The sequence below is a fragment of the Alphaproteobacteria bacterium genome (assembly GCA_020638555.1).
Taxonomy (GTDB): domain Bacteria; phylum Pseudomonadota; class Alphaproteobacteria; order Bin95; family Bin95; genus JACKII01.
This window is the reverse complement of record JACKII010000006.1, coordinates 223,358-248,925: the sequence shown is the minus strand read 5'-3', so window position 1 is coordinate 248,925 and position 25,568 is coordinate 223,358. Positions and strand designations below refer to the sequence as shown.

At 65.7% G+C, this 25,568-nt stretch carries 22 protein-coding genes and 3 pseudogenes; 20 read left to right on the top strand and 5 right to left on the bottom strand.

Annotation, left to right across the window (positions count from 1 at the left end; all coding sequences use genetic code 11):
* Positions 1 to 105: 105 nt before the first annotated feature.
* Positions 106 to 705, bottom strand: coding sequence for a DUF1326 domain-containing protein (locus tag H6844_18920; GenBank protein ID MCB9931478.1), 600 nt, complete (start codon positions 703 to 705; stop codon positions 106 to 108).
* A 191-nt stretch (positions 706 to 896) separates the two neighbouring features.
* Here H6844_18920 and H6844_18915 point away from each other — a divergent pair, with 191 nt between their 5' ends.
* A complete protein-coding gene (locus H6844_18915) occupies positions 897 to 2,087 on the top strand; it encodes a CoA transferase (protein ID MCB9931477.1) in 1,191 nt (396 codons plus the stop codon).
* A gap of 147 nt (positions 2,088 to 2,234) precedes the next feature.
* Positions 2,235 to 3,038 (top strand): enoyl-CoA hydratase/isomerase family protein, encoded by an 804-nt coding sequence (locus tag H6844_18910; protein MCB9931476.1) that lies wholly within the window; start codon positions 2,235 to 2,237, stop codon positions 3,036 to 3,038.
* Positions 3,039 to 3,053: 15 nt separating this feature from the next.
* Here H6844_18910 and H6844_18905 read toward each other — a convergent pair whose 3' ends face one another.
* Positions 3,054 to 3,476: a hypothetical protein gene (locus H6844_18905; GenBank protein ID MCB9931475.1), complete on the bottom strand. Its 423-nt coding sequence runs from the start codon at positions 3,474 to 3,476 to the stop codon at positions 3,054 to 3,056.
* A 220-nt stretch (positions 3,477 to 3,696) separates the two neighbouring features.
* Between H6844_18905 and H6844_18900 the strand changes: the two genes are divergently transcribed.
* Positions 3,697 to 5,091 (top strand): hypothetical protein, encoded by a 1,395-nt coding sequence (locus tag H6844_18900; protein MCB9931474.1) that lies wholly within the window; start codon positions 3,697 to 3,699, stop codon positions 5,089 to 5,091.
* Between the two features lie 116 nt (positions 5,092 to 5,207).
* On the opposite strand, the gene H6844_18895 is transcribed toward H6844_18900, so the two are convergent.
* Positions 5,208 to 6,728, bottom strand: coding sequence for an acyl--CoA ligase (locus H6844_18895; GenBank protein ID MCB9931473.1), 1,521 nt, complete (start codon positions 6,726 to 6,728; stop codon positions 5,208 to 5,210).
* A gap of 90 nt (positions 6,729 to 6,818) precedes the next feature.
* On the opposite strand from H6844_18895, the gene H6844_18890 reads away from it, so the two are divergent.
* The 6 genes from H6844_18890 (at position 6,819) to cobT (ending at position 14,587) form a co-directional block, all read left to right on the top strand.
* Positions 6,819 to 7,817, top strand: a complete 999-nt coding sequence (locus H6844_18890; GenBank protein MCB9931472.1) for a zinc-binding dehydrogenase — start codon at positions 6,819 to 6,821, stop codon at positions 7,815 to 7,817.
* A gap of 79 nt (positions 7,818 to 7,896) precedes the next feature.
* Positions 7,897 to 9,714, top strand: a complete 1,818-nt coding sequence (locus H6844_18885) for a radical SAM protein (GenBank protein MCB9931471.1) — start codon at positions 7,897 to 7,899, stop codon at positions 9,712 to 9,714.
* Between the two features lie 52 nt (positions 9,715 to 9,766).
* Positions 9,767 to 11,071: an aminotransferase class III-fold pyridoxal phosphate-dependent enzyme gene (locus tag H6844_18880; GenBank protein ID MCB9931470.1), complete on the top strand. Its 1,305-nt coding sequence runs from the start codon at positions 9,767 to 9,769 to the stop codon at positions 11,069 to 11,071.
* Positions 11,072 to 11,121: 50 nt separating this feature from the next.
* Entirely contained in the window at positions 11,122 to 11,691 is a 570-nt protein-coding gene (locus H6844_18875) for a J domain-containing protein (GenBank protein MCB9931469.1), read from the top strand.
* A 25-nt stretch (positions 11,692 to 11,716) separates the two neighbouring features.
* The gene (gene cobS / locus H6844_18870; GenBank protein MCB9931468.1) at positions 11,717 to 12,712 is read left to right on the top strand and encodes a cobaltochelatase subunit CobS; all 996 of its coding nucleotides are present in this window, start codon (positions 11,717 to 11,719) and stop codon (positions 12,710 to 12,712) included.
* A gap of 24 nt (positions 12,713 to 12,736) precedes the next feature.
* Positions 12,737 to 14,587: a cobaltochelatase subunit CobT gene (cobT, locus tag H6844_18865; GenBank protein ID MCB9931467.1), complete on the top strand. Its 1,851-nt coding sequence runs from the start codon at positions 12,737 to 12,739 to the stop codon at positions 14,585 to 14,587.
* A gap of 349 nt (positions 14,588 to 14,936) precedes the next feature.
* Here cobT and H6844_18860 read toward each other — a convergent pair.
* A pseudogene (locus H6844_18860) lies at positions 14,937 to 15,744 on the bottom strand (SDR family oxidoreductase).
* A gap of 47 nt (positions 15,745 to 15,791) precedes the next feature.
* Here H6844_18860 and H6844_18855 point away from each other — a divergent pair.
* Both H6844_18855 and H6844_18850 read left to right on the top strand, forming a co-directional pair.
* Positions 15,792 to 16,631 (top strand): BMP family ABC transporter substrate-binding protein, encoded by an 840-nt coding sequence (locus tag H6844_18855; GenBank protein MCB9931466.1) that lies wholly within the window; start codon positions 15,792 to 15,794, stop codon positions 16,629 to 16,631.
* Complete coding sequence (locus H6844_18850) at positions 16,601 to 16,957, top strand: hypothetical protein (protein MCB9931465.1); 357 nt, start codon at positions 16,601 to 16,603, stop codon at positions 16,955 to 16,957. The genes H6844_18855 and H6844_18850 overlap by 31 nt, the downstream gene beginning before the upstream one ends.
* A gap of 54 nt (positions 16,958 to 17,011) precedes the next feature.
* On the opposite strand, the pseudogene H6844_18845 reads toward H6844_18850, so the two are convergent.
* Positions 17,012 to 18,369, bottom strand: a pseudogene (locus H6844_18845) (LLM class flavin-dependent oxidoreductase).
* Positions 18,370 to 18,779: 410 nt separating this feature from the next.
* On the opposite strand from H6844_18845, the gene H6844_18840 reads away from it, so the two are divergent.
* The 9 genes and pseudogenes from H6844_18840 (at position 18,780) to cysK (ending at position 25,539) form a co-directional block, all read left to right on the top strand.
* Positions 18,780 to 19,430, top strand: a complete 651-nt coding sequence (locus H6844_18840; GenBank protein MCB9931464.1) for an alpha/beta fold hydrolase — start codon at positions 18,780 to 18,782, stop codon at positions 19,428 to 19,430.
* 138 nt (positions 19,431 to 19,568) lie between these two features.
* Positions 19,569 to 21,005, top strand: a pseudogene (locus H6844_18835) (thioredoxin).
* Between the two features lie 35 nt (positions 21,006 to 21,040).
* Complete coding sequence (locus tag H6844_18830; GenBank protein MCB9931463.1) at positions 21,041 to 21,316, top strand: hypothetical protein; 276 nt, start codon at positions 21,041 to 21,043, stop codon at positions 21,314 to 21,316.
* Between the two features lie 30 nt (positions 21,317 to 21,346).
* The gene (locus tag H6844_18825; protein MCB9931462.1) at positions 21,347 to 21,562 is read left to right on the top strand and encodes a hypothetical protein; all 216 of its coding nucleotides are present in this window, start codon (positions 21,347 to 21,349) and stop codon (positions 21,560 to 21,562) included.
* 266 nt (positions 21,563 to 21,828) lie between these two features.
* The gene (locus tag H6844_18820; protein ID MCB9931461.1) at positions 21,829 to 22,074 is read left to right on the top strand and encodes a type II toxin-antitoxin system ParD family antitoxin; all 246 of its coding nucleotides are present in this window, start codon (positions 21,829 to 21,831) and stop codon (positions 22,072 to 22,074) included.
* The gene (locus tag H6844_18815) at positions 22,061 to 22,378 is read left to right on the top strand and encodes a type II toxin-antitoxin system RelE/ParE family toxin (protein ID MCB9931460.1); all 318 of its coding nucleotides are present in this window, start codon (positions 22,061 to 22,063) and stop codon (positions 22,376 to 22,378) included. Before H6844_18820 ends, H6844_18815 begins: the two co-directional genes overlap by 14 nt.
* Before the next feature lie 88 nt (positions 22,379 to 22,466).
* A complete protein-coding gene (locus H6844_18810; protein ID MCB9931459.1) occupies positions 22,467 to 23,360 on the top strand; it encodes a TauD/TfdA family dioxygenase in 894 nt (297 codons plus the stop codon).
* 100 nt (positions 23,361 to 23,460) lie between these two features.
* Positions 23,461 to 24,354: an NAD(P)-dependent oxidoreductase gene (locus H6844_18805; protein ID MCB9931458.1), complete on the top strand. Its 894-nt coding sequence runs from the start codon at positions 23,461 to 23,463 to the stop codon at positions 24,352 to 24,354.
* 102 nt (positions 24,355 to 24,456) lie between these two features.
* Positions 24,457 to 25,539, top strand: a complete 1,083-nt coding sequence (gene cysK / locus H6844_18800; protein MCB9931457.1) for a cysteine synthase A — start codon at positions 24,457 to 24,459, stop codon at positions 25,537 to 25,539.
* Positions 25,540 to 25,568: the final 29 nt, after the last annotated feature.

Sequence of the window (25,568 nt, the reverse complement as noted above, 5' to 3'; positions counted from 1 at the left end):
CGCGTATGAGGCCGGGATTGAACACCAAATTCCGACAGCGACGCAAACCCGTCTCGTGCTTTCACCCTTGGCGGGCGCTCGCAAGAGCGCCCGCCAAGGCCGTGATCAGGCGGCGTAGGCGAAGGGCGAGAATTGGGCGGAGCGGCCGCTGACGTCCAGGCTCAGGCCGTGATCGTTGACCGTCAGCTTGTCGGACCGGGCAATCGTCGCCGGCTCGCCGGGGGCGATGGCGAGAGGGTGGCCACTGACCTTGACCGGCCCGCCGCCCTGGCCGGCCAGCACCGTCATCTCGACCGAGCCGACGCCGTCGACGCTGACGGAAAACTGCTTGTCCGAGCCGGAAAACCCGATCTTGGCCGCCCGCACGCCCAGCACCTCGCCGATCAGCGGGCCCAGGGCGGAGAGATGGCCACCAGCCTGTCCGGAAAAAATCCCGGCCAGCGCCTGGGACTGGGCCTCGCTGGCGCGCTCGTCGGTGTAGAGCGCTACCTTCCAATTGCCCTCCATCATCGGACCGGGCGAATGGGCCAGCAGCGCCGCGTTCAGGCCGGCGATGTCGGTGCCGTCGAATTGCCCCTCGTCCACGTGCCAGCCGACCAGGACGGTGCAGGACTCGCCGGTTGGCGGGGAGAGAAAGATACAGGGGCAGACGGCTTCGCAGTCGCAAGCTTCGATATAGGTGCCCTTGGCAGACCAATTGGCCATGGCGAAACTCCTGAGATAATGGAAACACTTAATTACTACATAAACATTGTACAGGGCGAATTGTCATTGCAATTAACGTCAAGTCAAGGGCAATCGTCGGCAGGGAAGCGCCTGCCGGCTTGGCAGTGCGGCGGTCTCTGGGGTATCACGAAAGCCACGCTCACCGCTGCCAACCCGAGGACCCGCTGCCCATGCCCGCGACCGCCACCACCGGCCTGCCGCTCTCGCGTTTCAAAGTGCTCGACCTGACCCGCGTCCGCGCCGGCCCCACCTGCGTGCGCCAGCTCGCCGACTGGGGTGCGGACGTGATCAAGGTGGAAAGCCCGCCCGACGGCAAGGAGGGCCTCGGCGGCTCGCGCGACGGCTCGGATTTCCAGAACCTGCACCGCAACAAGCGCTCGCTGACCTTGAACCTGAAAGACCCGCAGGGCCTGGAAGTGTTCATGAAACTGGTGCAGGACGCGGACGTGGTGGTGGAGAACTACCGCGCCGACGTGAAATACCGGCTCGGCATCGACTATGACAGCCTCGCCAAGGTCAACCCGCGCATCATCCTGGGCTCGATCTCCGGCTTCGGCGAGGACGGCCCCTATCGCGACCGGCCCGGCTTCGACCAGATCGCCCAGGGCATGGGCGGCATCATGTCGATCACCGGCGAGGTCGGCGGCGGCCCGATGCGCGCCGGCATCCCGATTGCCGACCTCTGCGCCGGCATGTTCTGCGCCCAGGGCATCCTGCTGGCGCTGCTGGAGCGCGAGCAGTCCGGCAAGGGCCAGTGGGTGACCACGTCGCTCCTCCAGGCACAGATCCAGATGCTGGACTTCCAGGCCGCACGCTATCTGAAAGAGGGCGAAGTGCCGGTCTCCGCCGGCAACGACCACCCGACCAGCATCCCGACCGGCGTCTTTCCCACCTCCGACGGCCACATCAACATCGCGGTCGCCGGCGGCCCGATCTACGAGCGTTTCTGCCACGCCATCGGCCATCCGGAGTGGATCACGGACGAGCGCTTCGACACGGCCGCCAAGCGCTCGAAGAACCGCAAGGAGATGAACGCGGTCATCGCCGCGGTGACGCAGCACCAGCCCAGCAATCACTGGGTCGAGCTGTTCGAGGAAAAGGGCGTGCCCTGCGGCCCGATCTACAACATGGAGCAGATGTTCGCCGACCCGCAGGTCAAGCACCTGCAAATGGCGACGCCGATCCAGCACCCGCGGCTTGGCGAATTCGGCGTGGTCAACCAGGCCATCCGCCTGTCGCGCACCCCGCACCAGATCCGCACCGCCACGCCGGAACAGGGCGAGCATACGGACGCCATCCTGGCCGACCTCGGCTATGACGCCGCCACCATCCAGGCCATGCACGACAAGGGCACGGTCTAGCCGCGCCGCATCTTCTCGTTCAATCGCACCGCTTCATCCCGAGTAGCCGCGGAGCGGCGTATCGAGGGATCCTGCCGCAAGCCGCGCTCCCTCGATACGAGCCTCCGGCTCTACTCGGGATGAAGGCGGGTTGGGAGACTTTGACGAATGACCACCACCGAATACGCCGGCGGCCGCATGATCGCCGAGACGCGCGACGGCATCGGCTGGATGATTTTCAACCAGCCGCAAAAGCGCAACGCCATGACCTACGCCATGTGGGAGGCGATCCCGCCCATCATCGCGGGCTTCCAGGCCGACCCGGATGTCCGCGTCGTCGTCATGAAAGGTGCGGGCGACAAGGCCTTCGTCTCCGGCGCCGATATTTCCGAGTTCGAGACCATGCGCTCCTCCCCGGAGCAGACCCGCGAATACGATCTCTCCGGCGACCGGGCGCACGCGGCCATGGCGGCACTGGAAAAGCCGCTGATCGCGCAGATCCGCGGCTGGTGCATGGGCGGCGGCGCTGCGATCTCGCTGGACGCGGACATTCGCATCTGCTCCGACGACAGCCATTTCGGCGTGCCGGCGGCCAAGCTGGGGGTCGGCTATGGCTATGACGGCATCCGCACCCTGGTGGATCTGGTCGGCCCCACCTTCGCCAAGGAAATCTTCTTCCTCGGCAAGCCGTTCACGGCCGAGGACGCCCGCATCATGGGCCTCGTCAACCGGGTCGTGCCGGCGGAAAAGCTGGAAGAGACCGTCCTGGAATACTGCACCATCATCAAGCACAACGCGCCGATGACCATCCGCGCCGCCAAGGCCGCGATCAATGCCGCGGTGAAGGACGAAAGCGGCCGCAACCTGGCCGCCGTCGCCGAAATGGTCGAGGCCTGCTTCGCCAGCCGCGACTATACCGAGGGCTATACGGCGTTCATGGAAAAGCGCCGCCCGGCCTTCCAGGGCCGTTAAAGCCCTCCCGCGCGCTCACCGCCCATAGGGGTAGCAGCGGGCGCGGTCCAGGCGCAGGCCATAGACCGCGCCCAGCGCCTGGATCGCATCGGCATAGTCGGGATAGGGGTCGCTGTTGTCCCGGCCGACGATGATCGGGCGGAAGCGCGGGTCTTCCTTGCCGCCCGGCGGCAGCATGCCGGTCACGTGCGGTTTGCCATCCGTGTCGCGCAGGGTGACGAACAGCGGCATGGTGCGTTGCAGATGCGCGTTCAGGCCGATATTCGCCTCGAAAGACGCGCCCGAGGCCGGCACATAGCTCTGGCGGGCCGCGTCCATGGCGCGGAGGAAATGCTTCGCCACCGCATGGCCCATGGCGGCGGATTCCATCTCCGCCTCTCCATCGCTCTCCAACCGGAACCACGTCTTGCCGGCTGGAGCGTCACCCACATACTTCATGGTTGCTCCGTTCGCAAAGCGTCGATGCGACTATGGTATAGAAGCCTGCGGAATTTCCACCCCCTTAATTGCCGGGGCCGGCGTTTTCGGACTGCCGGGCCGCGACGCCTCCCCCGAAAGGGCTTGAGACCAAAAGGTCCGGGCGGTAGCCTGTTTGCACTGTTCGCAGTATCGATTGGCGATTTCTCGCAATCCTTGCGGGACCTGAAAAGGAACAGCCATGAGTTCTCGCGCTGGCCAAGTCTGGAAACCCCGTCGTCTGTCCGGCACGGACGGTGACCGCGAACGGCAACGTCCTGCAGCCACCCCTGCGCTATCCGCGAGCCGCCCGCAGGTTCGGGCGCTCCAGGCCCTGCAACAACGGGTCGATGGCAGCCAAAGGGCAGCGGAATTGCGTGGCCTCCAGGCGATCAGCCACAACAATGCGGGTGTGATCCAGGGCGTGCGCTGGCAGGACATGGCCAATCGCAGCTTCGCCGCGCACGCCGATGCCGAAGGCCTCAACTCCGGGCCGGCGGGGTTGGCATTGCAGCGGCAGAAGGCGAATGGCTGGTATCGCATGAAGTCGTCCGGCAATCTGCGCAACGACGACGCCACCCATACCGTGGTTCGTCCCCTGCCGAAGAACACGGTCGTCAAGGTCGTGGACAACGGCGGCAAGGTATCGAACTTCAAGGCCGGCCTGTTCCTGACTAACGAGCATTCCTGGGCGAAAATCCCGTTGCAGAACGAGGACGGTTGGATCGAGGACGGCAAGCTCGATGCCACCGCCAAGAGCGGCGTGCTGCCCCATGACCAGTTTCTGAACGCAATTGGCGCCGGGCGGACCGACTATCATTTCGGGCTGAACGGCGCTGGCGCCGCCAATCCGCTCGGCCCCCGCATGGATTACGTGGATGAAATCGAAGCGGGCACGGTCGCGGAATACGACTGGGGCACGGGCGGCGGACTCCCCGCGCATATTATGCCTGGCGATCACGCACGGCTGGCCGGCGCGGTGAACCAGGGTCAAAACATTGCTCCGATGTATGGAGCGATGGATCCGGTTCGTATTGCCGCTGCCACATTCAAGGACCCGATGACGGCCGCGCCGGTCGTGCCGGCTTATGGGACCAAATACGAGGAATACACATGGTACCGCAAGGCGATGAATTCCGGCCAGGCGCACAACCAGATCGAAACCAATGTTGACTATTCAACCCATGTTCATCCCGGCGTCGACTTTTCAAAGTCCGCCCTCATCGACCAATTGGTGCAGCATAAGCACATTCATTTTCACGTCTCGGGCATGCAATCACTGTGGAACGGCGTCGCCGCGGCCGATATGACCGGTGCGGATTTCCAGGAAGTGCTCCACAAGGCTGGCAACTATGCGGCCGTGGGTGGTGCTTTCGGAGCCCAAGGCGGCGACATGAAGGACGACGTGACCTTCCGGGAGTTGCGGTTCATCTGGCGCTATTGGAACAGAAACCTGATCATGCCCGACAATACCGGTGTTCCGCAGGCCTACCAGTTCCAGGGCAATGTCACCTTCTACTGCAACGGCACCAAGGTGAAGCCGCCGTGGCAGTGGAGGGCCGGCGATACCGGCGCCTCCCCAGCCTCCCGCGCCTGACGCCGCGCCGTTTGCATCTCCGGGCGTCTTTTCCTGCCCGCCAAAACGATTAAGCCGAATAGCGGATAACTGTTAACACATGGTCACGTTCGCTCACGCGTAGCGCCGTTTTCCCCTCACGCGCCCGCCAGCCGCCGAGCGGCTTCCGCCGCCAGGGTTTTGCGGTCGATCTTGTTGGTGCTGGCCAGCGGCAGTTCGTCGAGGAACCAGACCCGGCGCGGGTGCATGTAGGCGGGCGCGTTGGCGAGCGCGTGTTGCTTGACCGCGTCCTCGTCCACGTCCGCCGCCTTGACCACGAAGGCCACCGGCATGTTGCCGCGTACGTCGTCCGGAACCGGGATCAGCGCCGCCTGGGCCACCGCCGGGTGGTTCTCCAGCACCTTCTCGACCTCGCCCGGATAGACGTTCTCGCCGTTGCAGGTGAACATGTCGTCGACCCGGCCGACGAAGAAATAGAAGCCGTCCGCATCCCGCCGCATCACGTCGCCGGTGCGATAGAGGCCGTCCGCCGTCATCACCTCCGCGGTCTTGGCCGGCAGCTTGTGATAGCCGGGCATCAGCGCCGGGCAGGCCATCCACAACTCGCCCTCGTGCGGCTGGCCGGCGCCGATATTGTCGGCCGCGTCACCGTCCAGCCGCAGCCGCACCGGATCGCTCATGGGATAGCCGAGGGCCAGGTCGGGCAGGGGCTTCTTCTCCGGATGCGGGCCGAACACGCACGGGCCGGCCTCCGTCGTGCCATAGCCAAAGGTGATGCGCGCACCCGGGAAGCAGGCGCGGATCGCATCGAACAGGCCCTGGGTCGCCGGCGCCGAACCCATGCGCACCACCCGCACGCTGGCGACGTCACGCTGGCGGATCAACTCCGCCCGCTGCGTCACCAGCGCCATCATGGTCGGCACGCTGGTCAGCCACGAGCAGCGATGGCGGGCAATGGCCTCGATATAGGCGTCGGCCGTGAACACCGGCAGTTGCACCATGGTGCCGCCGCCCGCCAGCACCGCTTTGGCCGTGCTGAGCGCGTTCATGTGGTAGAGCGGAGCGGCCACCAGCGCCCGGTGCTCGCCGGTGTCGGGCGCGCCCTTCAGTCGGGTGTCCGTCACCCACATATGGCCCGCATGGGTCAGCGGCACGCCCTTGGGATTGCCGGTCGAGCCGCTGGTGTAGAGAAACATGCAGACATCGTCCCGGCCCATGGGTGCCGCCTCGAACGGACCGGGGTCCAGAAACGCCTCGTAGTCCGGGCCGAACGCCACGGTGGCATAGCCTTCGGGGATCGAGCCCAGCCGTTCGCTGTCGGCGAAGATCATGCGGGCGTCGCTGTCGCCGAGCACATGGTGCAGTGCTGCTTCCGGCAGTTTCCAGTTCACCGGCACCGAGACGCAGCCGGCCAGCATCGTGCCCAGATAGGTCGCCAGATAGTCCTCGACATTGGCGGCCAGGATGGCGATGCGCTCGCCGCGGCCATAGCCGGCCCGCACCAGCCCCCGCGCCACCGCCTGGCTGCGCGCCTGCAACGCGCCATAGGTGATCGTGGTGGCCGTCTCGGGCGTGTGCGCGACGATCAGGGCCGGCTTGTCGGCGTCGACGCCCGCCGGGAAGATGTCGCCCAGATTACCGCTCTCGTGCATGCCCATGGCCGGAAGACGCCTCCTTGGCGCGGGGTGTTGGGTCCGATACGTTGCCTCTCCCAGACATATCGCCATCCGAACCGGGAGCCAACGCCCATGCGTGCCGCCGTCCTCTACGAACACGGAGCCGTCGAGAACCTCACCTTCGAGCCGAATTACCGCGAGCCCAAGGCCGGACCGGGCGAGGTGGTGCTGAAGGTGCGGGCGTCGAGCCTGAACTATCATGACGTGTTCACCTGCCGCGGCATGCCCGGAATCAAGGTGCCGCTGCCGGTGATCCCCGGCCTCGACGTGGCGGGCGAGGTGGCGGAACTCGGGGCCGGCGTCGAGGGCTGGAGAGTGGGCGACCCGGTCCTGGTCAACCCGATCTATCCGGGCAAGGGCCTGATGGGCGAGATGCTGGACGGCGGCCTCGCCGAATACTGCGTCTGCGCGGCGGAGCAGCTGATTCGCATCCCCGCGGGCGTGAGCTTCGCCCAGGCGGCCGCGCTGCCGGTGGCCTATGGCACGGCGCATCGGATGATGTTCGACAATGGCGGCCTGAAGGGCGGCGAGAAGGTGCTGATTCTGGGCGCCTCCGGCGGCGTCGGCACCTGCTGCGTCATTCTGGCGAAAATGATGGGCTGCGAGGTCGTCGTCGCCTCGCAAAGCCAGGACAAGTTGGATCGGCTGAAGGACATCGGCGCCGACCACGGCATTTTCTACGACAAGTTCGAGCGCAAAATCTGGGAAATGTACGGCAAGCCGCACCGTCGCACCTATGACGGCGGCGTCGACGTGGTGGTGAACTTTACCGGCGGCGATAGCTGGGTCCCGTCGATGAAGGCGTGCCGGCGCGGCGGCAAGATCCTGACCTGCGGCGCCACCGCCGGCTTCGATCCCAAGACCGACATCCGCTATATCTGGACCTTCGAGCTGAAAGTGCTCGGCTCCAACTCCTGGAGCATTCGCGACCTGGAAATCCTGATGCAGATGATTGCGGACGGCCGCATGAACCCGGTCATCGACAAGGAATTGCCCATCGAGGAGGCGGTTGCTGGAGTCAAACTGCTCGAAGATCGGCAGGTGTTCGGTAAGGTGGTAATATCGCCCTAAAGTAAGCTTGTTGGGTAGTTTCGAATACTTTAAGGCTTAGGTGATCATCTGCGGATGCCATCAGTTCGGAGGACGGACGATGACCGCCAGCCCCGAGGCCAACACCGCCCCCGCCAGACCGGCGGGGCGTCGCTTCGAAACTGTCCTGATCAAGCCGTCCCACTACGATGACGACGGCTATGTCATCCAGTGGTGGAAGGCGTGGATCCCCTCCAACTCGCTGGCCTGTCTCTATGCGCTGGTGCAGAACCTGGCGCAGAAACAGGCGCTGGGCGAGGGGGTGGAGATCGGCCTGACCGCCTATGACGAGATGAACACGGTCCTGCCGGTCGACCGGATCATCCGGCAATTCCGCGACAACGGCTTTTGCGGTCTGGTCTGCATGGTCGGCGTGCAGTCGAACCAGTTTCCCCGCGCCATGGACGTCGCGCGCCGGTTCCGTGCTGCCGGCGTGCCGGTGGCCATCGGCGGGTTCCATGTCTCCGGCTGCCTTTCCATGCTGCCGGAACTGCCGATGGATTTGCAGGAGGCGAAGGCGCTCGGCATTGCGCTGTTTGCGGGCGAGGCGGAGGAGCATCTGGCCGAAGTGTTCCGCGACGCCCATGCGGGCCAGCTCAAGCCGATCTACAACTTCATGCACGACCTGCCGGATTTGCAGCAGCAGGTAACGCCCTTCCTGCCGCGCGATCTGGTGCAGCGCTATGACGGCGTCATTTCCTCGTTCGATGCGGGCCGGGGCTGCCCGTTCCAGTGCTCGTTCTGCACCATCATCAACGTGCAGGGCCGCAAGTCGCGCTGGCGCGATGCGGACGATATCGAGCGGCTGGTGCGGGCCAACCGCGAACAGGGCATTTTCCGCTTCTTCGTCACCGACGACAATTTCGCCCGCAACAAGAACTGGGAAGCCATTTTCGACCGCCTGATCGAACTGCGCGAGAGCGAAGGCATCGAGGTCCGCTTCCTGATCCAGGTGGATACGCTCTGCCACAAGCTGCCGAACTTCGTCGACAAGGCGGCGCGGGCCGGCTGCACCCACGTCTTTATCGGGCTGGAGAACATCAACCCGGACAATCTGGCGGTGATGAAAAAGGCCCAGAATCGCATCACGGAATACCGCAAAATGTTCCAGATGTGGAAGCGGAAGGGGGTCATCACCTATGCCGGCTACATTCTGGGCCTGCCCACGGATACGCCGGAAACCCTGAAGCGCGACATCGAGATCGTGCAGCGCGAGTTGCCGGTGGACCTGCTGGAATTCACGGTTCTGACGCCGCTGCCGGGGTCGGAGGACCACAAGAACCTGTATCTGAAACAGGTCTGGATGGACCCCGACATGAACAAATACGACCTGGAGCACGTCACCACCGCCCATCCGCTCATGAGCGCCGACGTCTGGCAGCGGACCTATCGCGAGATCTGGCGCTGGTACTACACCGACGCGCATATCGAGCGAATGATGAAGCGCAACATGCACTATGGCATCAAGCCGGTGCGCATCTGGCACGGCATCCTGCAGATCTACTGCGCCATGGCGTTCGAGGGCGTGCACCCGCAGCAATGCGGCTATCTTCGCCGCAAGGTGCGCAGCCAGCGTCGCAGCGGCCTGCCGCGGGAGCCGGCGCTGACCTTCTACCCTAAGCGGATATGGCAGACGCTTTCGACCTATGGCCGGCTCGGCCTCTATGCCTGGCACATTCATCGCATGCGGAAACGCTTGCAGAAGGACCCGTCCGTGAAGGACTATACCGATCTAGCCATTACCCCGGTCGACGAGGCCGAGGCGGAAGATCTGGAGATGTTCCGCCTGAACGAGTCCTCGGTGGCCGCGGTCGCAAAAGCCAAGCGCCAGGCTGCCGGTCGCCGCAAGCAGGAGGCCGGCAACGCCCCGGCGGCTTGATCCCCCCAAAGACCGCGTCCCCCAGGGACCGAGCCTGCCGAAGGACCGAGACATGCCCGACACCCACGTTTCCGCCGCCCGTCCCGGTGCCGCCGAACTGCGGGAGATCGCCCGCAAGGCCCTGCCGGCCGGCGGGTTCGGCAACGTCAATTACGACATCATCATCGAACGCGGTCTCGCCGGCCATGTCTGGGATGTCGAAGGCCGCGAATACATCGACTATCTGCTGGGGTCCGGGCCGATGATCGTCGGCCATGCCAACCCGGAGGTGACCGAGGTGGCGCTGGAGAAGGTGGCGAAAGGCTCCACCTTCTTCGCCAACAATGCCGACGGCATTCTGCTGGCGGCCGAGATCGTCGATGCCGTCGCCTGCGCCGAGCAGGTGCGATTCGTTTCCTCGGGCTCGGAGGCGGATGCCTATGCCATGCGCCTCGCCCGCGCCCACACCGGCCGCGACAAGATTCTGAAGTTCGAGGGCGGCTATCACGGCATGAGCGACTACGGCCTCATCAGCTTGGCGCCCACCACGTTCAGCAACTTCCCCCAGGGCGTGCCGGATAGCGCCGGCATTCCGGCCAGCGTCCAGGCGGAGATGCTGGTGGCGCCCTACAACGACCTCGAAACGGTCGAGGCGCTGGTGAAGGAGCACAAGCACGAAATCGCCGCCATCATGGCCGAGCCGTTCCAGCGCCTGATCCCGCCGAAGCCCGGCTTCCTGGAGGGGTTGCGCCGCATCACGCAGGAAAACGGCCTGCTGCTGATCTTTGACGAGGTCGTCACCGGCTTCCGCTTCGCCTATGGCGGCGCACAGGCGTATTACGGCGTGGTTCCCGACATCTGCACGCTGGGCAAGGCCATCGGCGGCGGCTATCCGCTGGCGGCGATCGCCGGCCGTGCCGACATCATGGCCCATTTCGACAAGAAGGCCGTGGCCGCCGACAAGTTCATGACCCAGGTCGGCACGCTCTCCGGCAACCCGGTGGCCGCGGCCGCGGGACTGAAAACCCTGGAAATCCTGAAGCGGCCCGGCGCCTACGAGCACATTTTCAAGATCGGCCGCGCCATCATGGACGGCTATACCGAAATCCTGGCCAAGACCGATCTCAAGGCCAAGGTGGTGGGCGACGCCCCGATGTTCGATGTGATCTTCACCGAGAAGGACGTGATCGACTACCGCTCCTCCAAGAGCGACCCGGCGCTGACCACCCGCTGGAACCAGTTGATGCGCGAGCGCGGTATTCTCAAAAGCGAGGGCAAGCACTACATTAGCTGGGCTCATACCGAGGCCGACGTGACGGCGACGCTCGCCGCATTCGGCGACTCCATTGACCAGTTGGTGCGAGAGCGGGCAGCCTAGAGCCACCGCCCATCCGCCCTGTCCCCCGATACGAACGAGGCCCTGGTCGCGTGTCCGACCCGTTGAAGCAATTCGCCTTTGCCGCCCTCGACGCGGAAGACCTCGGCGGCGAGACCGCCGCGGACATGCGTCCGTGCGACTGGGAAGGCTGCGAGGCCGAGGGCGCCCATCCGGCGCCGCGCAGCCGCCAGCGCCTGTCGGACCGCTACTGGTTCTGCAAGGAACACGCGCGCGAATACAACCGCGCCTGGAACTATTTCGCCGGCATGTCCGCCGCGGAAATCGAGCAGGAACGGCGCAAGGACACGATCTGGCAGCGGCCGACCTGGCCGTTCAGCCGCGGCCATGGCGGCGCGGGCGGCGGGGCGTCCGGGCCCGATGCCGACGCCTCCGCCAGGCCCCGAAACGGCGGTCGCCGGCCGATTACTGCGGCAGAATGCCGTGCGGCCTCGACTTTGGGGCTTGTGACACCGTATACCAAAGCGTCGCTGAAGGCTTGCTATCGCGAGCGGGCAAAAGCGGCCCACCCGGACCTGAACCCCGACGATCCGCATGCAGAAGAACGCTTCAAAGTCTTGCGCGAAGCGTATATGACACTGCTACGACCGTTATCGACCTAGCCTGAAGTGCGTTGGAAATCCCACGATGAGCGTTGAAAGAGATTCCACCGGTATGCCAACGGGAATGCCGGACACCCAGGTCTCGGTGCGCGAGACCTTTGGCATCGACACCGACATGGTATGCCCGGCCTTCTCCGAAGGCAGCGAGCATGTGCCGGATCTGGACGAGACCTACCATTTCGACCCGCAGACCACGCTGGCGATTTTGGCGGGCTTCGCCCACAACCGCCGCGTGATGATCCAGGGCTATCACGGCACCGGCAAGTCCACGCATATCGAGCAGGTGGCCGCGCGCCTGAACTGGCCCTGTATCCGCGTCAACCTCGATAGCCATGTCAGCCGCATCGACCTGGTCGGCAAGGACGCCATCGTCCTGCGCGACGGCCAGCAGGTGACCGAATTCCGCGAGGGCCTGCTGCCCTGGGCGCTGCAACACCCGACCGCGCTGGTGTTCGACGAGTACGACGCCGGCCGCCCGGACGTGATGTTCGTCATCCAGCGCGTGCTGGAGGTCGAGGGCAAGCTGACCTTGCTGGACCAGAGCCGCGTCATCCGCCCGCACAAGGGCTTCCGCCTGTTCTCGACGGCGAACACCGTCGGCCTGGGCGACACCACCGGCCTCTATCACGGCACGCAACAGATCAACCAGGGCCAGATGGACCGCTGGAACATCGTCGTGACCCTGAACTATCTGGAAGCGGACGAGGAAATCAAAATCGTCTCCTCCAAGCTCAAGGCGTTGCAGAACTCGGAAGGTCAGAAGCTGGTCGCGCAGATGGTGTCGCTGGCGGAAATGACCCGTCACGCCTTCATCAAGGGCGACATTTCCACTGTGATGTCGCCCAGGACGGTGATCACCTGGGCCGAGAATGCCGAGATTTTCGGCGACCTGGGCATGGCGTTCCGCTTCACCTTCCTGAACAAGTGCGACGAGTCCGAGCGCTCGCTGGTGGCCGAGTACTATCAGCGCTGCTTCGGCAAGGAACTGCCGGAATCCGTGGTCGCGCGCGCGGCCGAATAGGCGCGCGATTAAGGAGGAGGGCATATGGCTACGCCCGAGAAGCGCTCGGCGATCGAGGACTTCAAGCGCGCGACGGCATCGACCATGCGCGCTCTCGCCCTGGCGGAGGACGAGGTCGAGGTCGTGTTCGGCCCCGATCCCTCGCGCATGGACGGCAACACCGCGCGCCTGCAAATGCCGGCGCGCAACCTGCCGCCGGCGGAAGTGGCGCAGATCCGCGGCGAGTCGGACGCGATGGCGCTGAAAAAACGCCATCACGACGCCAAGACGCACCGCCGCCTCAGCCCGAAATCCAAGACCGCGCGGGCGGTGTTCGACGCGGTCGAACAGGTGCGCTGCGAGGCCCTGGGCTCGCGCCACCGTTCCGGCGTGGCGGAGAATCTCCAGGCGGCGCTGGAAGAACAATGCCGGCGCAAGGGCTATGCCCGCATGAGCGAGGTGGAGGCCGGCCAACTGCCGGACCTGCTGGCCATGCTGGCACGCGAGGCCATGACCGGCCAGGCCGTGCCCCATGACGCCACCGCCCTGGTCGACCAGTTGCGCGAGAAGGTGTCGGATGCGGCCATGGAGTCCATGCGCCACCTGAACGACACCGCGAGCGACCAGACCGCCTTTGCCAACATGGTGCACGAACTGCTCCAGGAACTGGACCTGGAGGCGGAATTCGCCGACGATTCTGACGACCAGGAAGAGGGCGAGCAGTCCGAAGACCAGCAGGAATCGCAGTCCGACGAGACGGGCGAAAGCGACGATACCTCCTCCATGTCCGCCGAAGGCGAAATGGACTCCTCCGACAGCGACGACTCGTCGATGGAAGAGGGCGAAATGGACATGGACGAGGACGCCGCCCTCGGCGAGGACGAGATGGACGGCTCCACCACGCCGCAGCAGCGGCCGATGGACCGGTCCAACAGCGGCGCCGCGATCTACCGTCCCTACACCATGCAATATGACGAGATCGTCACCGCGGAAGCGCTCTGCGACGAGGACGAGCTCGGCCGCCTGCGCCACCATCTGGACCAGCAACTGGCGGCGCTGCAAGGCGTGGTCACCCGGCTCGCCAACCGGTTGCAGCGCAAGCTGATGGCGCAGCAGACCCGCTCTTGGGATTTCGACCTGGAAGAGGGGATTCTGGACACGGCGCGGCTCGCCCGCGTGGTGGCACAGCCGACGCACGCGCTCAGCTACAAGATGGAGCGCGAGACCGAGTTCCGGGATACGGTCGTCAGCCTGCTGATCGACAATTCCGGCTCGATGCGGGGCCGTCCGATCACGGTCGCGGCCATGTGCGCCGACATCATGGCGCGCACGCTGGAGCGCTGCGGCGTCCGGGTCGAGATCCTGGGCTTCACCACCCGCGCCTGGAAAGGCGGCCAGTCGCGCGAGAAATGGCTCGCGGAGGGCAAGCCGTCGAACCCGGGCCGCCTGAACGACCTGCGCCACATCATCTACAAGGAAGCCGATGCGCCCTGGCGCCGGTCGCGCCGCAATCTGGGCCTGATGCTGCGCGAAGGTATTCTGAAGGAGAATATCGACGGCGAGGCGCTGCTCTGGGCGCACAACCGGATCGTCAACCGGCCGGAAGACCGTCGTATCCTGATGGTGATCTCGGACGGTGCGCCGGTGGACGACTCGACCCTGTCGGTCAATCCGGGCAACTATCTGGAAAAGCACCTGCGCGACGTGATCGAGTATATCGAGCGCCGTTCGCCGGTGGAGCTGATCGCCATCGGCATCGGCCACGACGTGACCCGCTACTATCGCCGCGCCGTCACCATTTTCGATGCCGACCAGTTGGGCGGCGCGATGATGGCGCAGTTGACCGACCTGTTCGACGACGAACGCAGCCGCCCGGCCCCGCCCCGCGGGCGCTGATCGGTTGCGCCGCAAGGCAGAGCGAAAGCCCCGTGTTCCCCGGACGGTGCGGAGCGCCGATCCGGGGCCGGCGTCAGCGGACGAACTCCGTTATTCCAGGTGCTCGCGACAGACGATAGGGGTCCCGGCTCTCGCCTGCGGCTCGGCTGGGAAAGCTCTGTAGCGGTGCTGGTCGGTGGCTGGGGCGCCTCTCGCACGGGCTGACGTCGCGAATAAGGGCAGCCCGCTTTCCCGAGCCCTCGGCACCACGGCCCCGTAACTCCCAGCTTCCCCGAAGGTGGCGCAGCCACCATCCGGGGTCTCTCTCGGCGTGCAAAGACCGCCGGGCCACTGCCGCGACCCGCCGCGCTCAGCCGTTGAACTGCACAGGTCCGCGGAAGGGGCGCATGTCCGGATAGCCGCTGACCGCCCAGGCGCCATCCACCAACAGGCTCGCCCCATTGACATAGGAGGCGTCGTCGCTGGCGAGAAACAGGGACGGCGCCGCGATCTCTTCCGGCTGGGCCGGGCGGCGCTGCGGGATGCGGTCCATGAAAGCGGCCAGTGCGGCCTCATTGTCGAAATGGCGGCGGGTGAGGGGGGTCTGTACCAGCCCCGGCAGGATGGCGTTGACGCGGATGGCGTGGTCCGCGAATTCCAGCGCCGCGTTCTTGGTCAGCATCTCCACCCCGGCCTTGGCCGTGGCATAGGCCGCGCCGGCATGCATGGGCACATGGGCGTTCAGGCTGGCGATGTTGACGATGGCACCACCCTTGCCGCCCCGCACCATCTGCCGCGCCTGGTGCTTGACGCCCAGGAACACGCCTTTCAGGCAGAGGTCGATGGTCCACTGCCAATCGTCCTCCGACAGATCCAGCAGATAACCGGGTCGGCTGCCGCCGGCGACGTTGAAGGCCAGGTCGAGGCCGCCGAACCGGTCGACCGCCAGAGGCCACCAGGCTTCGCCGTCGGCTTCAGCGGTTACGTCGGCCAGGGCGAACGCGAACGAATCGCCCAGTTCGTGCGCCAAGCTGGTTCAGGCCGTGCTCGTTGCGATCGCCGCCGACCACACGGGCGCCCTCGGCCACCAGGCGTGCCGCGATTGCCCGGCCAATGCCGGAGGCCGCGCCGGTGACGAGGGCGATCTTCCCGGCAAATCGGTTGGTGTTGGGTTCCATTTCGTCTCTCCTGGATTGCGGAAAAGTAAGCGAATGACGCGAATTGTATGTTGAAACTGCGGATTGAGATCGGTAATTTTGCGTATACAACATGCGAATGTTGCACCATACCCAAACAAGAAAAAATGCCGAGTGGCAACAATGAAAAAATAATCCTGGGTATCCTCACCGTAGTATTCATCGTGGCAGCCGGGTGTGAAAACGAACTCGGCTATGACGGTATACTCAAAATCGGGTTCGTTTACCAAGGTCGGGCTTCCCAGCCCGGCTGGAGCCGTAGCCACGATCTTGCGCGGCGAGCGGTTGCGACTGCGCTCGCGGGTCAGGTGGAAACCACATCTGTCGAATTTGTTGCGCCGAAATTCGCCGAGCATGCGATGCGCCGATTGGCTCTCAGCGGCCTATCGGCTGATTTTGCAACAGCGATCGCCTACCAGGATGCGACGGCCAGGGTCGCGGCAGACTTTCCCGGTGTCAGGTTCGAGCAATTGGGCGGCCATCGTCGAACGGCAAATGTCGCGACCTATACGGCACGCTTTTATGAGGCGCGCGCGGTGTTGGGGCTGATTGCCGGAAATATGACCAAGACAAACATTATCGGCTATGTCGCCAGCATTCCGGTTCCGGAGGTTGTGCAGGGAATCGACGCGTTCACGCTTGCCTTGCGACAGGTACGGCCGAATGCGGTGGTCAAGGTCATTTGGATCGGCAGCTTTACGACCGGGCTGCGGAAGCCCGGGCTGCGGAGCATCTGGTCGACCTCGGGGCCGACGTGCTGGTGCAACACACCGGTTCGGCCGCCGTGGTCCAAGTGGCCGAACGGCGCGGGGTCTATGCGTTCGGCAAGAGCGGCGACATGCGGGAATTCGGTCCGACCGCCCAACTGACCGCCAGTCTCGACCGCTGGGACGGGTACTATATCGCACGGGCCAAAGCGGTGATCGAAGGGCGATGGAAGAGCCAGGACACATGGAGCGGCATCGGCGACGGCATGGTCGAGTTGGCGCCCTATAGTTCGTTGATCCCGCCTTCCGTCCGCCAGCAGGCCGACGACATGACCCACGCGATTGCCCAGGGCACGCTGAACCCGTTTGCCGGGCCCGATCATCGACCGGGATGGCCAGGAACGCATCCCGCAAGGCAGGGTGGCCAGCGACCCATGCTGCAAACATTGGACTGGTATGTCCCCGGCGTCGAGGACGTCTGGCTCTAGGGGCCGCATGGCAGGCCGGCGAACCCATGTCGGCCTGCCGCGCATCCCGGAAGCTTACTCGGCCGCGGCCTTGGTCTTCCACGCGCCGAGGGTCGGCTTGGGCAGGCCCAGGGTCTCGCGCAGTGTCGTTCCCGGATATTCCTTGCGGTAGAGCCCGCGTTTCTGGAGTTCCGGCACCACGAATTTGACGAAATCCTCGAACGAACCCGGCAGCCAGGTCGGGCCGACCACGAAGCCGTCGCAGGCATGGGAGGAGAAATATTCCTCCATCTTGTCGGCGATGTCTTGCCGGTGCCGACCCAGGGGTCGTCCATGCGGCCGCGGCCGGTGACCTCCATGAAGTCGCGCGGCGTCGGGTTCTTGATGCCGGCGGTCTTGACCACGCGGTCGCGCATCGCCTGCATGCCGCTGATGCCCTCCAACTCCTCGTCGGTGAAGGGCTCGTCGATACCTTCTGGGCAAAGTCGTAGTTCAGCGCCTCCGACAGCAGCGAGAGCTGGTCGACCTCGTTCGGCAGCGTGTCGTAGAAGGCTTTCTTGTCCTCCGCCTCGGCCCGGGTCTCGGCCACCATCGGATAGAACAGGTTGCAGAGCTTGAAATGGTCCGGGTTGCGCCCGAGGAGGCACAATCCTCCTTCATCGCCTTGTACTGCTTCTGCGCCAGTTCCAGATTGTGCCAGGCGGTGAAGATCACGTCGCCCCAGCGCGAGCCGAATTTCATGCCGCGGCCGGACGAGCCCGCCTGGATCAGCACCGGATTGCTCCTGCGGCGAGCGCGGCACGGTGAACGGCCCGCGCGAGGAATAGTATTTGCCGTGATAGTCGAGGCGGCGGATCTTGTTCGGGTCGGCGAACTTCATGTTCACCTTGTCGTAGAGCACCGCGTCATCGTCCCACGAATCCAGTGGCCGCGGACGATTTCCAGGAACTCGTCGGCGCGGTCATAGCGGTAATCGTGGTCCAGACCCTTTTCCCAGCCCCAGTTGCGGGCCTCGTTGTCGTTGACGCTGGTCACGACATTCCAGGCGGCGCGGCCGTTGGTCATCAGGTCGACGGTCTGGAACAGGCGGGCGACATGGAACGGGTTGAAATAGGTGGTGGACATGGTCGCGCCCAGGCCCAGATGCTTGGTCGCCAGCGCCATCACGGTCATGCAGGTAACCGGGTCCATCTTCACGCAGCGGATGCCGTGCTCGACCGTGTGGGCATGATCGCCCATATACATGTGCCGGGCATGGCCAGCCGGTCGTCGAAGAAACCCATGTCGAACTTGCCTTCTTCCAGCACCCGGCCGATGTGCTGGTAGTATTCCGGCGAATAGCTGTTCGTCCAACCGTCCGGATGGCGCCAGGCGGCGGGAATGGTGGTGCAGTTCTGGGCCTGGAGGAAGGCCACCTGGGAAATCTGGCGCATGGTCGGGTTCGTTCCTCGGACGGGCGGTGGGATCTCGTTGGCCCAAAGTCTAACCCGCAAACCGGGGGAGAGGGAAGGGCGTGTGGTTCGGCGGGGCGGCCATTATGCCGCCGCATAGCGCCCGACCGGCCTCGCGACCGGCCCCGCCGATATTGCCAAAGGCGGGTGGGCGTGGGACGATGCGCGCCAAACCCCGATCAAGCGAAATCCTCACGATTACAGGAACCGCCCCATGCCCCGCGCTCCTTCCACCCAAGGCGTCGAGATCGAATACGTCACCTACGGCCCGGACGACGGCCCGCCGCTGCTGCTGGTCGGCGGCCTGGGCGTGCAAATTCCTCCTGGTCGGAAAAGCTGGTGCAGGAACTGGCGGGCCGCGGCTTCCGCGTCATCGCCTACGACAACCGCGATTGCGGCCTCTCGACCGCGTTCGACGACTGGGGCCGGCGGATATCGGCAAGGCCTTCAAGCAGGCCCGCGCCAAGGAGACGGTGGAGGCCCCGTACAAGCTGGAGGACATGGCCGACGACGGTGCGGCGGTGCTGGATCATCTCGGCATCAAACAGGCGCATATCGTCGGCAGTTCCAACGGCGGCGCCATCGCCCAGATCTTCGCCTACCGCCATCGCGACAAGACGGCGACGCTGACCTCGATCATGGCGACCAGCGGCCGGCGCGGCCTCGCCGCGGCCGAGCGAGAAGGCGAACGAATGGCTCGGCCGGCCGAAAACCCCGCCGGCACGCGCGAAGGCGCCATGGACGACGCGATCGCGTCGGCCGAGGTGCTGGGCTCGCCCGGCTTCCCGCGCAACGAGGCAGCGCTGCGGGACAAGGCCGCGATGCTCTACGACCGCTCGTTCAACCCGGCCGGCGCCTCGCGCCACCTGCTGGCCAGCATCGCCAGCGCCGACGGCCGGGTCGAGCATCTGGACAGCATCAGCGCGCCGACCCTGGTGATCCACGGCAAGGAGGACCCTGCTGGTGCCGGTGGCCGCCGGTCAGGACCTCGCCGATACGGTCGCCGGCGCCGACATGCTGGTGATCGCCGGCATGGCCCATGACTATCCGGATGCCGCCTGCGCCCGCATCGCCAGCGCCATCGCCGCCAACGCGGCGCGGGCGGGTAGGAGCCGGTTGTCCAGGCGAGGCGCGGGCGGCGACCCTGCCTCGCCTGCCGAGACGCAACAGGAGGTGTGCCCATGACCCAACTCCCCGACACCGGCTGGGTCGCGGTCGTCAAGCGCGACTGTCCGACCTGCGAGCCTGACCGAGCCCGTGCTCGCCGCGCTCGCAAAGGCCGGCGATCTCACCGTCTTCACCCAGGACGATCCGGCCTTTCCGGCCTCCGTGCCGCACGCCTACGACTCCACCCTCGACGTCTCGCACGGGCTGAGGATCGAGATCGTGCCGACCCTGCTGCGCCGCGAGAACGGCCAGAAGTCGCCCGCACCTATGGCTGGGACAAGGCGGAGTGGCGCAGGCTCACCGGCCTGGCCGGCCTGGGCGAGGACCTGCCGGACCTCCGGCCCGGCTGCGGCGCCAAGAATATCGAGCCGGGCGTGATCGAGGACCTGCTGGTGCGCCATGGCGAGACCGGCCTCACGTCGCGCAAGGTGGAACTCGGCAGCGCCGAGGACGAGATCGAGGCCATGTTCGACCGCGGCTGGTCCGACGGCCTGCCGGTCGTGCCGCCGACGGAGCAACGGGTGCTGCGCATGCTCGCCGGCACCGCGCGCGACCCGCAGGAGGTGATCGGCAATGTGCCGCCGGACCTCGCCCGCTGCACGGTGGAGAAGGTGGCGATCAACGCCGTCATGGCCGGTTGCAAGCCCGAATACCTGCCGGTGGTCCTCGCCGCGGTCGAGGCGGTGCTGGAAGAGCCCTTCGCCATGCACGGCGTGCTGGCGACGACCATGTATGTGGGGCCGGTGGTGGTGGTGAACGGCCCGATCCGCCGCGCCATCGGCATGAATTCGAAGGGCAACGCGCTCGGCCAGGGCTTCCGCGCCAACAGCACCATCGGCCGGGCGCTGCAACTGGTGATCCGCAATGTCGGCGGCGGCCGGCCGCAGGAGGTGGACCGGGCCACCCTCGGCAATCCCGGCAAGCTCTCCTACTGCATCGCCGAGGATGAAGAAGGCTCGTGCTGGGAATCGCTGGCGGCCGAGCGCGGCGTGCCGGAGGGCAAGAGCGCCGTCACGGTGTTTGCCGGCTATGGGCTGCAAGGCATTGTCGACCAGAAATCGCGCACGCCGGAAAGCCTCGCCCAGACCTTTGCCGAATGCCTGAAGGCGTTGCAGCATCCGAAGCTTTATCCCGGCGCCGACGCGCTGCTGGTGGTCTGCCCGGAGCACGAGCGCACCTTCCGCGAGGCCGGGTGGAGCAAGCAGCGGCTCTATGACGAACTCTACCGGCGCGCGCAACGGCCGGCCGACGAGATCCGCCCCGGTGCCGGCGGCATCGCGGAGGGGACAACCGCCTTTGCCGATGGTAGCATGGCGCGCAAGATCCGCGACGGCGGCCTGATGATCGTGCGCGCCGGCGGCGGCGCCGGCATGTTCTCCGGCATTATCGGCGGCTGGTCCGCCAGCGGCGAGAAAGGGTCCTCGCCGGTGACCCGGGTGATCGGCTCCTGAGGAGCCGGCTCGAAGTGAGAGAAGGAGGTGCTTTCGTGACAACCATCCTCGACCCCACCGCCGAACGCGCGGTCGCGGCCCGTCCGCGCCTGGCGCGTCCGGCCAGCCTGGAGGGGCTGCGCGTCGGCCTGCTCGACATCGCCAAGGCCAAGGGAGACATCTTCCTCGACCGGGTGGAACAGCGCCTGACCGAGCGCGGGCTGGAGGTGAAGCGCTACGCCAAGCCGACCAACACGCGGCCCGCGCCGACGCCGCTCTACCAGCGGATCGCGACCGAGGTCGACGTCGTCATCGAAGCCCTGAGCGATTGAGGCTCCTGCACGTCGTGCTGTACGCATGACATGGCGGACCTCGAAAGCCGCGGCATTCCGGTGGTCGGCATCGCCACGACCGAGTTCATCCAGGCCAAGGAGGCCCAGGCCAAGGCATTGGGCACCGACCCGGCCTACGTCTTCGTCCCCCACCCGATCCAGGACCGCACCGACGCGGAACTGCACGCCATGGCGGACGCCTATCTGGACGAGATGCTGAAAGGGCTGGTTGCGGAAGGCGTGTAGCACCTACGGCGGTGGTGCTAGCCCCCTGTTCCTGCTTCCACCACACCCCGCCCCGTGCTTGACACGGGGGCCATGCCTGAGCGTCGCCGGTAAAGTCCGGTCTTTGTGCGGAACGCTCAGGCAAGGGTTCCCGCCTCCGCGGAAACGGTTTCTATCGGAAGGACCGCTGAGACACCGCCCGCCCATGCAGCCATCAGGGCGCAAGGTCACCTGGAATTGACAAACTTTGCCATCCGCTCCACTCTTCCCGCCATAAGGAGAGTTCGATGGCGACGATGAACGTGTCTCTGCCCGACCGGATGAAGGAATGGGTGGAAGCCCAGGCGAAGAGCGGGCGCTATAGCAACGCCAGCGACTATGTCCGTGACCTGATCCGCCGCGACCAGGAGCGGCGGCAGGCAATTGCCGAGCTTCAGCAGGCGGTCGACGAAGCCATCGCCAGCGGCGACCCGCAGCCCTTCGACTTCGATACGTTCAAGGCCCGTATGCGGGAGCGCCATGGCGCGGACTAGGCTCTCCAGCTACCGCCTGCGGCCGGCGGCGCAAGCCGATCTTGAAGGAATCTGGCGCTACACAGCCGAACAGTGGTCCGCCGATCAGGCGGACCGCTATGTCGATGGCTTGCAGGCCACAATCGCACTGCTCGTCTCCATGCCGGAGATCGCGCGGGAACGGCGAGAGTTCGTTCCGCCCGTCCGCATTCACCCCAGTGCCCGTCATCTGATCATCTATCGAATTGAAGACGATATTCTGGCGGTCCTTCGGATTGTGGCCCAGCGCCAGAACTGGCGGGCCCTGCTGGACTCGTCTGAGTGACAAGCGCCTTGCCCCTTCGGGCGTGACAGCAGGGCTTCCGCGGCGCAGACTGACGGCAAGCACCAAAGTCCAAGGTGAGGAACACGCCATGCCCCAGACCTCCGCATCCTCGGCGGCGAGCGTCCCGGCCAATGCCGCCGGACTGCCGACCGTCACGCCGTTCGCCAACGGCATCGGCGCCGAAATTGGCCGGATCGACCTCACCCGGCCGCTCACCGATGCCGCGTTCGAGCTGATCCACGACGCGTTCCTCTCCCACAAGGTGCTGGTGTTCCGCAACCAGCCCCTGGACGACGATGCGCACCAGGCCTTCGCCCTGCGCTTCGGGCCGCTGGAAGGGCATATCAACGTCTCGACCCGGCACGCGCGGCTGCCGCAGGTGCAGGTGTTCTCGAACGTGAAGGCGGACGGCAGCACCACCGGCGTGCATCCGGAAAAGGGCACGCTGGTCTGGCATACCGACAAATCCTATGTGGCCGAGCCCTCGCTCACCACCATCCTGCGCTCGCCAGCGATTGCCCGCCAGGGCGGCGACACCCTGTTCGCCGACACGGCCCGTGCCTATGCGGACCTGCCGGAAGAGACCAAACGCAAGCTGGACGGCCTGCTCTGCGTGCACGACTGGAAGCGCAGCCGCGAGAAATCGCACGAACGCCCGGCGACCGAAGACGAGAGGCGCGCCGCGCCACCGGTGGTGCACCCGCTGGTGCGCACCCATCCGGAGACGGGAGCGAAGGCGCTCTATATCGGCAACCACACGGCCTGCATTGTCGGCTGGACCTGGGCCGACAGCGACGCCTTCATCGCCGAACTGGAAGCACACGCGACCCAGCCCCGCTATGTCTATCGCCACAAATGGCAGGTGAACGACGTGCTGATGTGGGACAATCGCTGCACGCTGCACTGCGTCGAGCCCTATGATGCGGCCAGGGAAAAGCGGGCGGTGCATCGGGTGGTGGTCAAGGGCGACCGGCCCTTCTGACGCCGCGCGCCGGCAATGTCCGGCGGTCCCTTGCGCCGGCGGGCGATTGGGTGTGTCCTGCGGGGCGAACCATCCAAACCCAATCGAGGAACGCCCCCGCATGTCTGACCAACCGATCGGCTTTATCGGCCTTGGCGCCATGGGCCGCCCCATGGCCATCAACCTCGCCAATGCCGGCCAGGCGCTGGTGGTGCGTGACGTGAACCCGACCGCAACCGACATCCTGGCCCAGCGCGGCGCCGCGGTGGCCGAAAGCGTCAAGGCCGCAGCCGACCGCGCGGCGACCGTGCTGGCCTGCATGCCGTCGGTCGCCATTGCCGAGGAGGTGGTGGAGCAGGCGGCGGAGGGCTCCGCCATCAAGCATTTCGTCAATCTGGGCACCACCGGCAGCCGGTTCTCCCAGGCCGCGGCGAGCCTCATGGCCGAAAAGGGCATTGCCTATCTGGACGCGCCGATCTCCGGCGGCCCGCCGGGGGCGGAGGCGGCGACGCTCTCCATCATGTGCTCCGGCGACAAGGCCGCCTACGACGCGGCCCGCCCGGCGCTGGAAGTCATGAGCGCCAAGCTCACCTATCTGGGCGAGAAGGTGGGCGCGGCCCAGACCATGAAACTGGTCAACAATATCATGAGCTTCTGCAATCTGGTCGCCGCGTCCGAAGCCTTCACCCTCGGCGCCAAGGCCGGGCTCGACCCGGAGCAGATGCTGGAGGTGGTGAACGTCTCCAGCGGCCGCAACAGCGCCAGCATGGACAAGATCCCGAAAGCGATTCTGACCCGCAGCTTCGACTATGGCGGCGCCAACTACATCATCCTGAAAGACCTGGAACTCTGGCGCCAGGAGGCGGAGGCCTACGGCATCCCCGCCTATATGGGCAATCTGGTCCGCACCCTGTTCCGCCAGATGGTGCAGGAGGAAGGCCAGGACAAGGATTTCACGCGCATCTTTCGGTTGATGGAGCGTATGGCCGATGTGGAAATGCAGAAAACCCGGTAAATCTTCCCTGTTTGCCCGCCTCTGTCCGCACTGGCCTTGCCGCGGCGATACAAGGCGATAAAAGAGCGGAAAACTTTTCTCCCTGCCGAAAGGAAGCGTTTCATGAGTTCAGACCCGAATGTCCGCACCACCAACGGCCGCGGCCGTCTTTTCGACAGCGTGATCGATGCGGTCGGCGAGACGCCGTGCATCCGCCTGAACCATCTGGCGCCCGATGGCGTGCGCGTGTACGTCAAGGCCGAGTTCTTCAACCCCGCCTCGTCGGTCAAGGACCGGCTGGCGGTCAACATCATCGAGGCGGCCGAGCGCAGCGGCGCGCTCAAGCCCGGCCAGACCGTGGTGGAGGCGACCAGCGGCAACACCGGCATCGGCCTTGCCATGGTGTGTGCGCAGAAGGGCTATCCGCTGGTCATCACCATGGCGGAGAGCTTCTCGGTCGAGCGGCGCAAGCTGATGCGCATGCTGGGAGCCAAGGTCGTGCTGACTCCCCGGGCCGAAAAGGGCTATGGCATGTACATGAAGGCGGTGGAACTGGCGCAGAAGAACGGCTGGTTCCTGGCACGCCAGTTCGAGACCGACGCCAATGCCGACATTCACGAGGCGACCACCGGGCGCGAGATCATGGCGGATTTCGCCGGCGACCGGCTCGACTATTTCGTCAGCGGCTACGGCACCGGCGGCACGGTCACCGGCGTCGGCCGCGTGCTGCGACGCGAGCGGCCGGACACCAAGATCATCCTGAGCGAGCCGGCGAACGCCGCCATTGTCGGCAGCGGCCAGGCCCAGCAGCGGTTGGACGACCACTCGCCCGCCGTCAGCCATCCGGCGTTCGAGCCGCATCCGATCCAGGGCTGGACGCCGGACTTCATCCCCTACGTGCTCCAGGAAGCCATCGACAAAAACCTCTATGACGAGCTGATCCCGGTGGCCGGGACCGACGGCATCCAGTGGGCGCAGAAGCTGGCGCAGAAGGAAGGCATTCTGACCGGCATTTCCGGCGGCTCCACCGTCGCGGTGGCGATGCAAATCGCCCAGAAGGCGCCGGCCGGCTCGGTGATCCTGGCCATGCTGCCGGACACCGGCGAGCGCTATCTCTCGACGCCGCTGTTCGACGGCATCGAAGAGGTGATGAGCGACGAGGAAATCGCCATTTCCCACTCCACCCCGGGCTTCCAGATGGGTTGAGCCGGCGGCGAATTGCAAAAGGGGCGAGG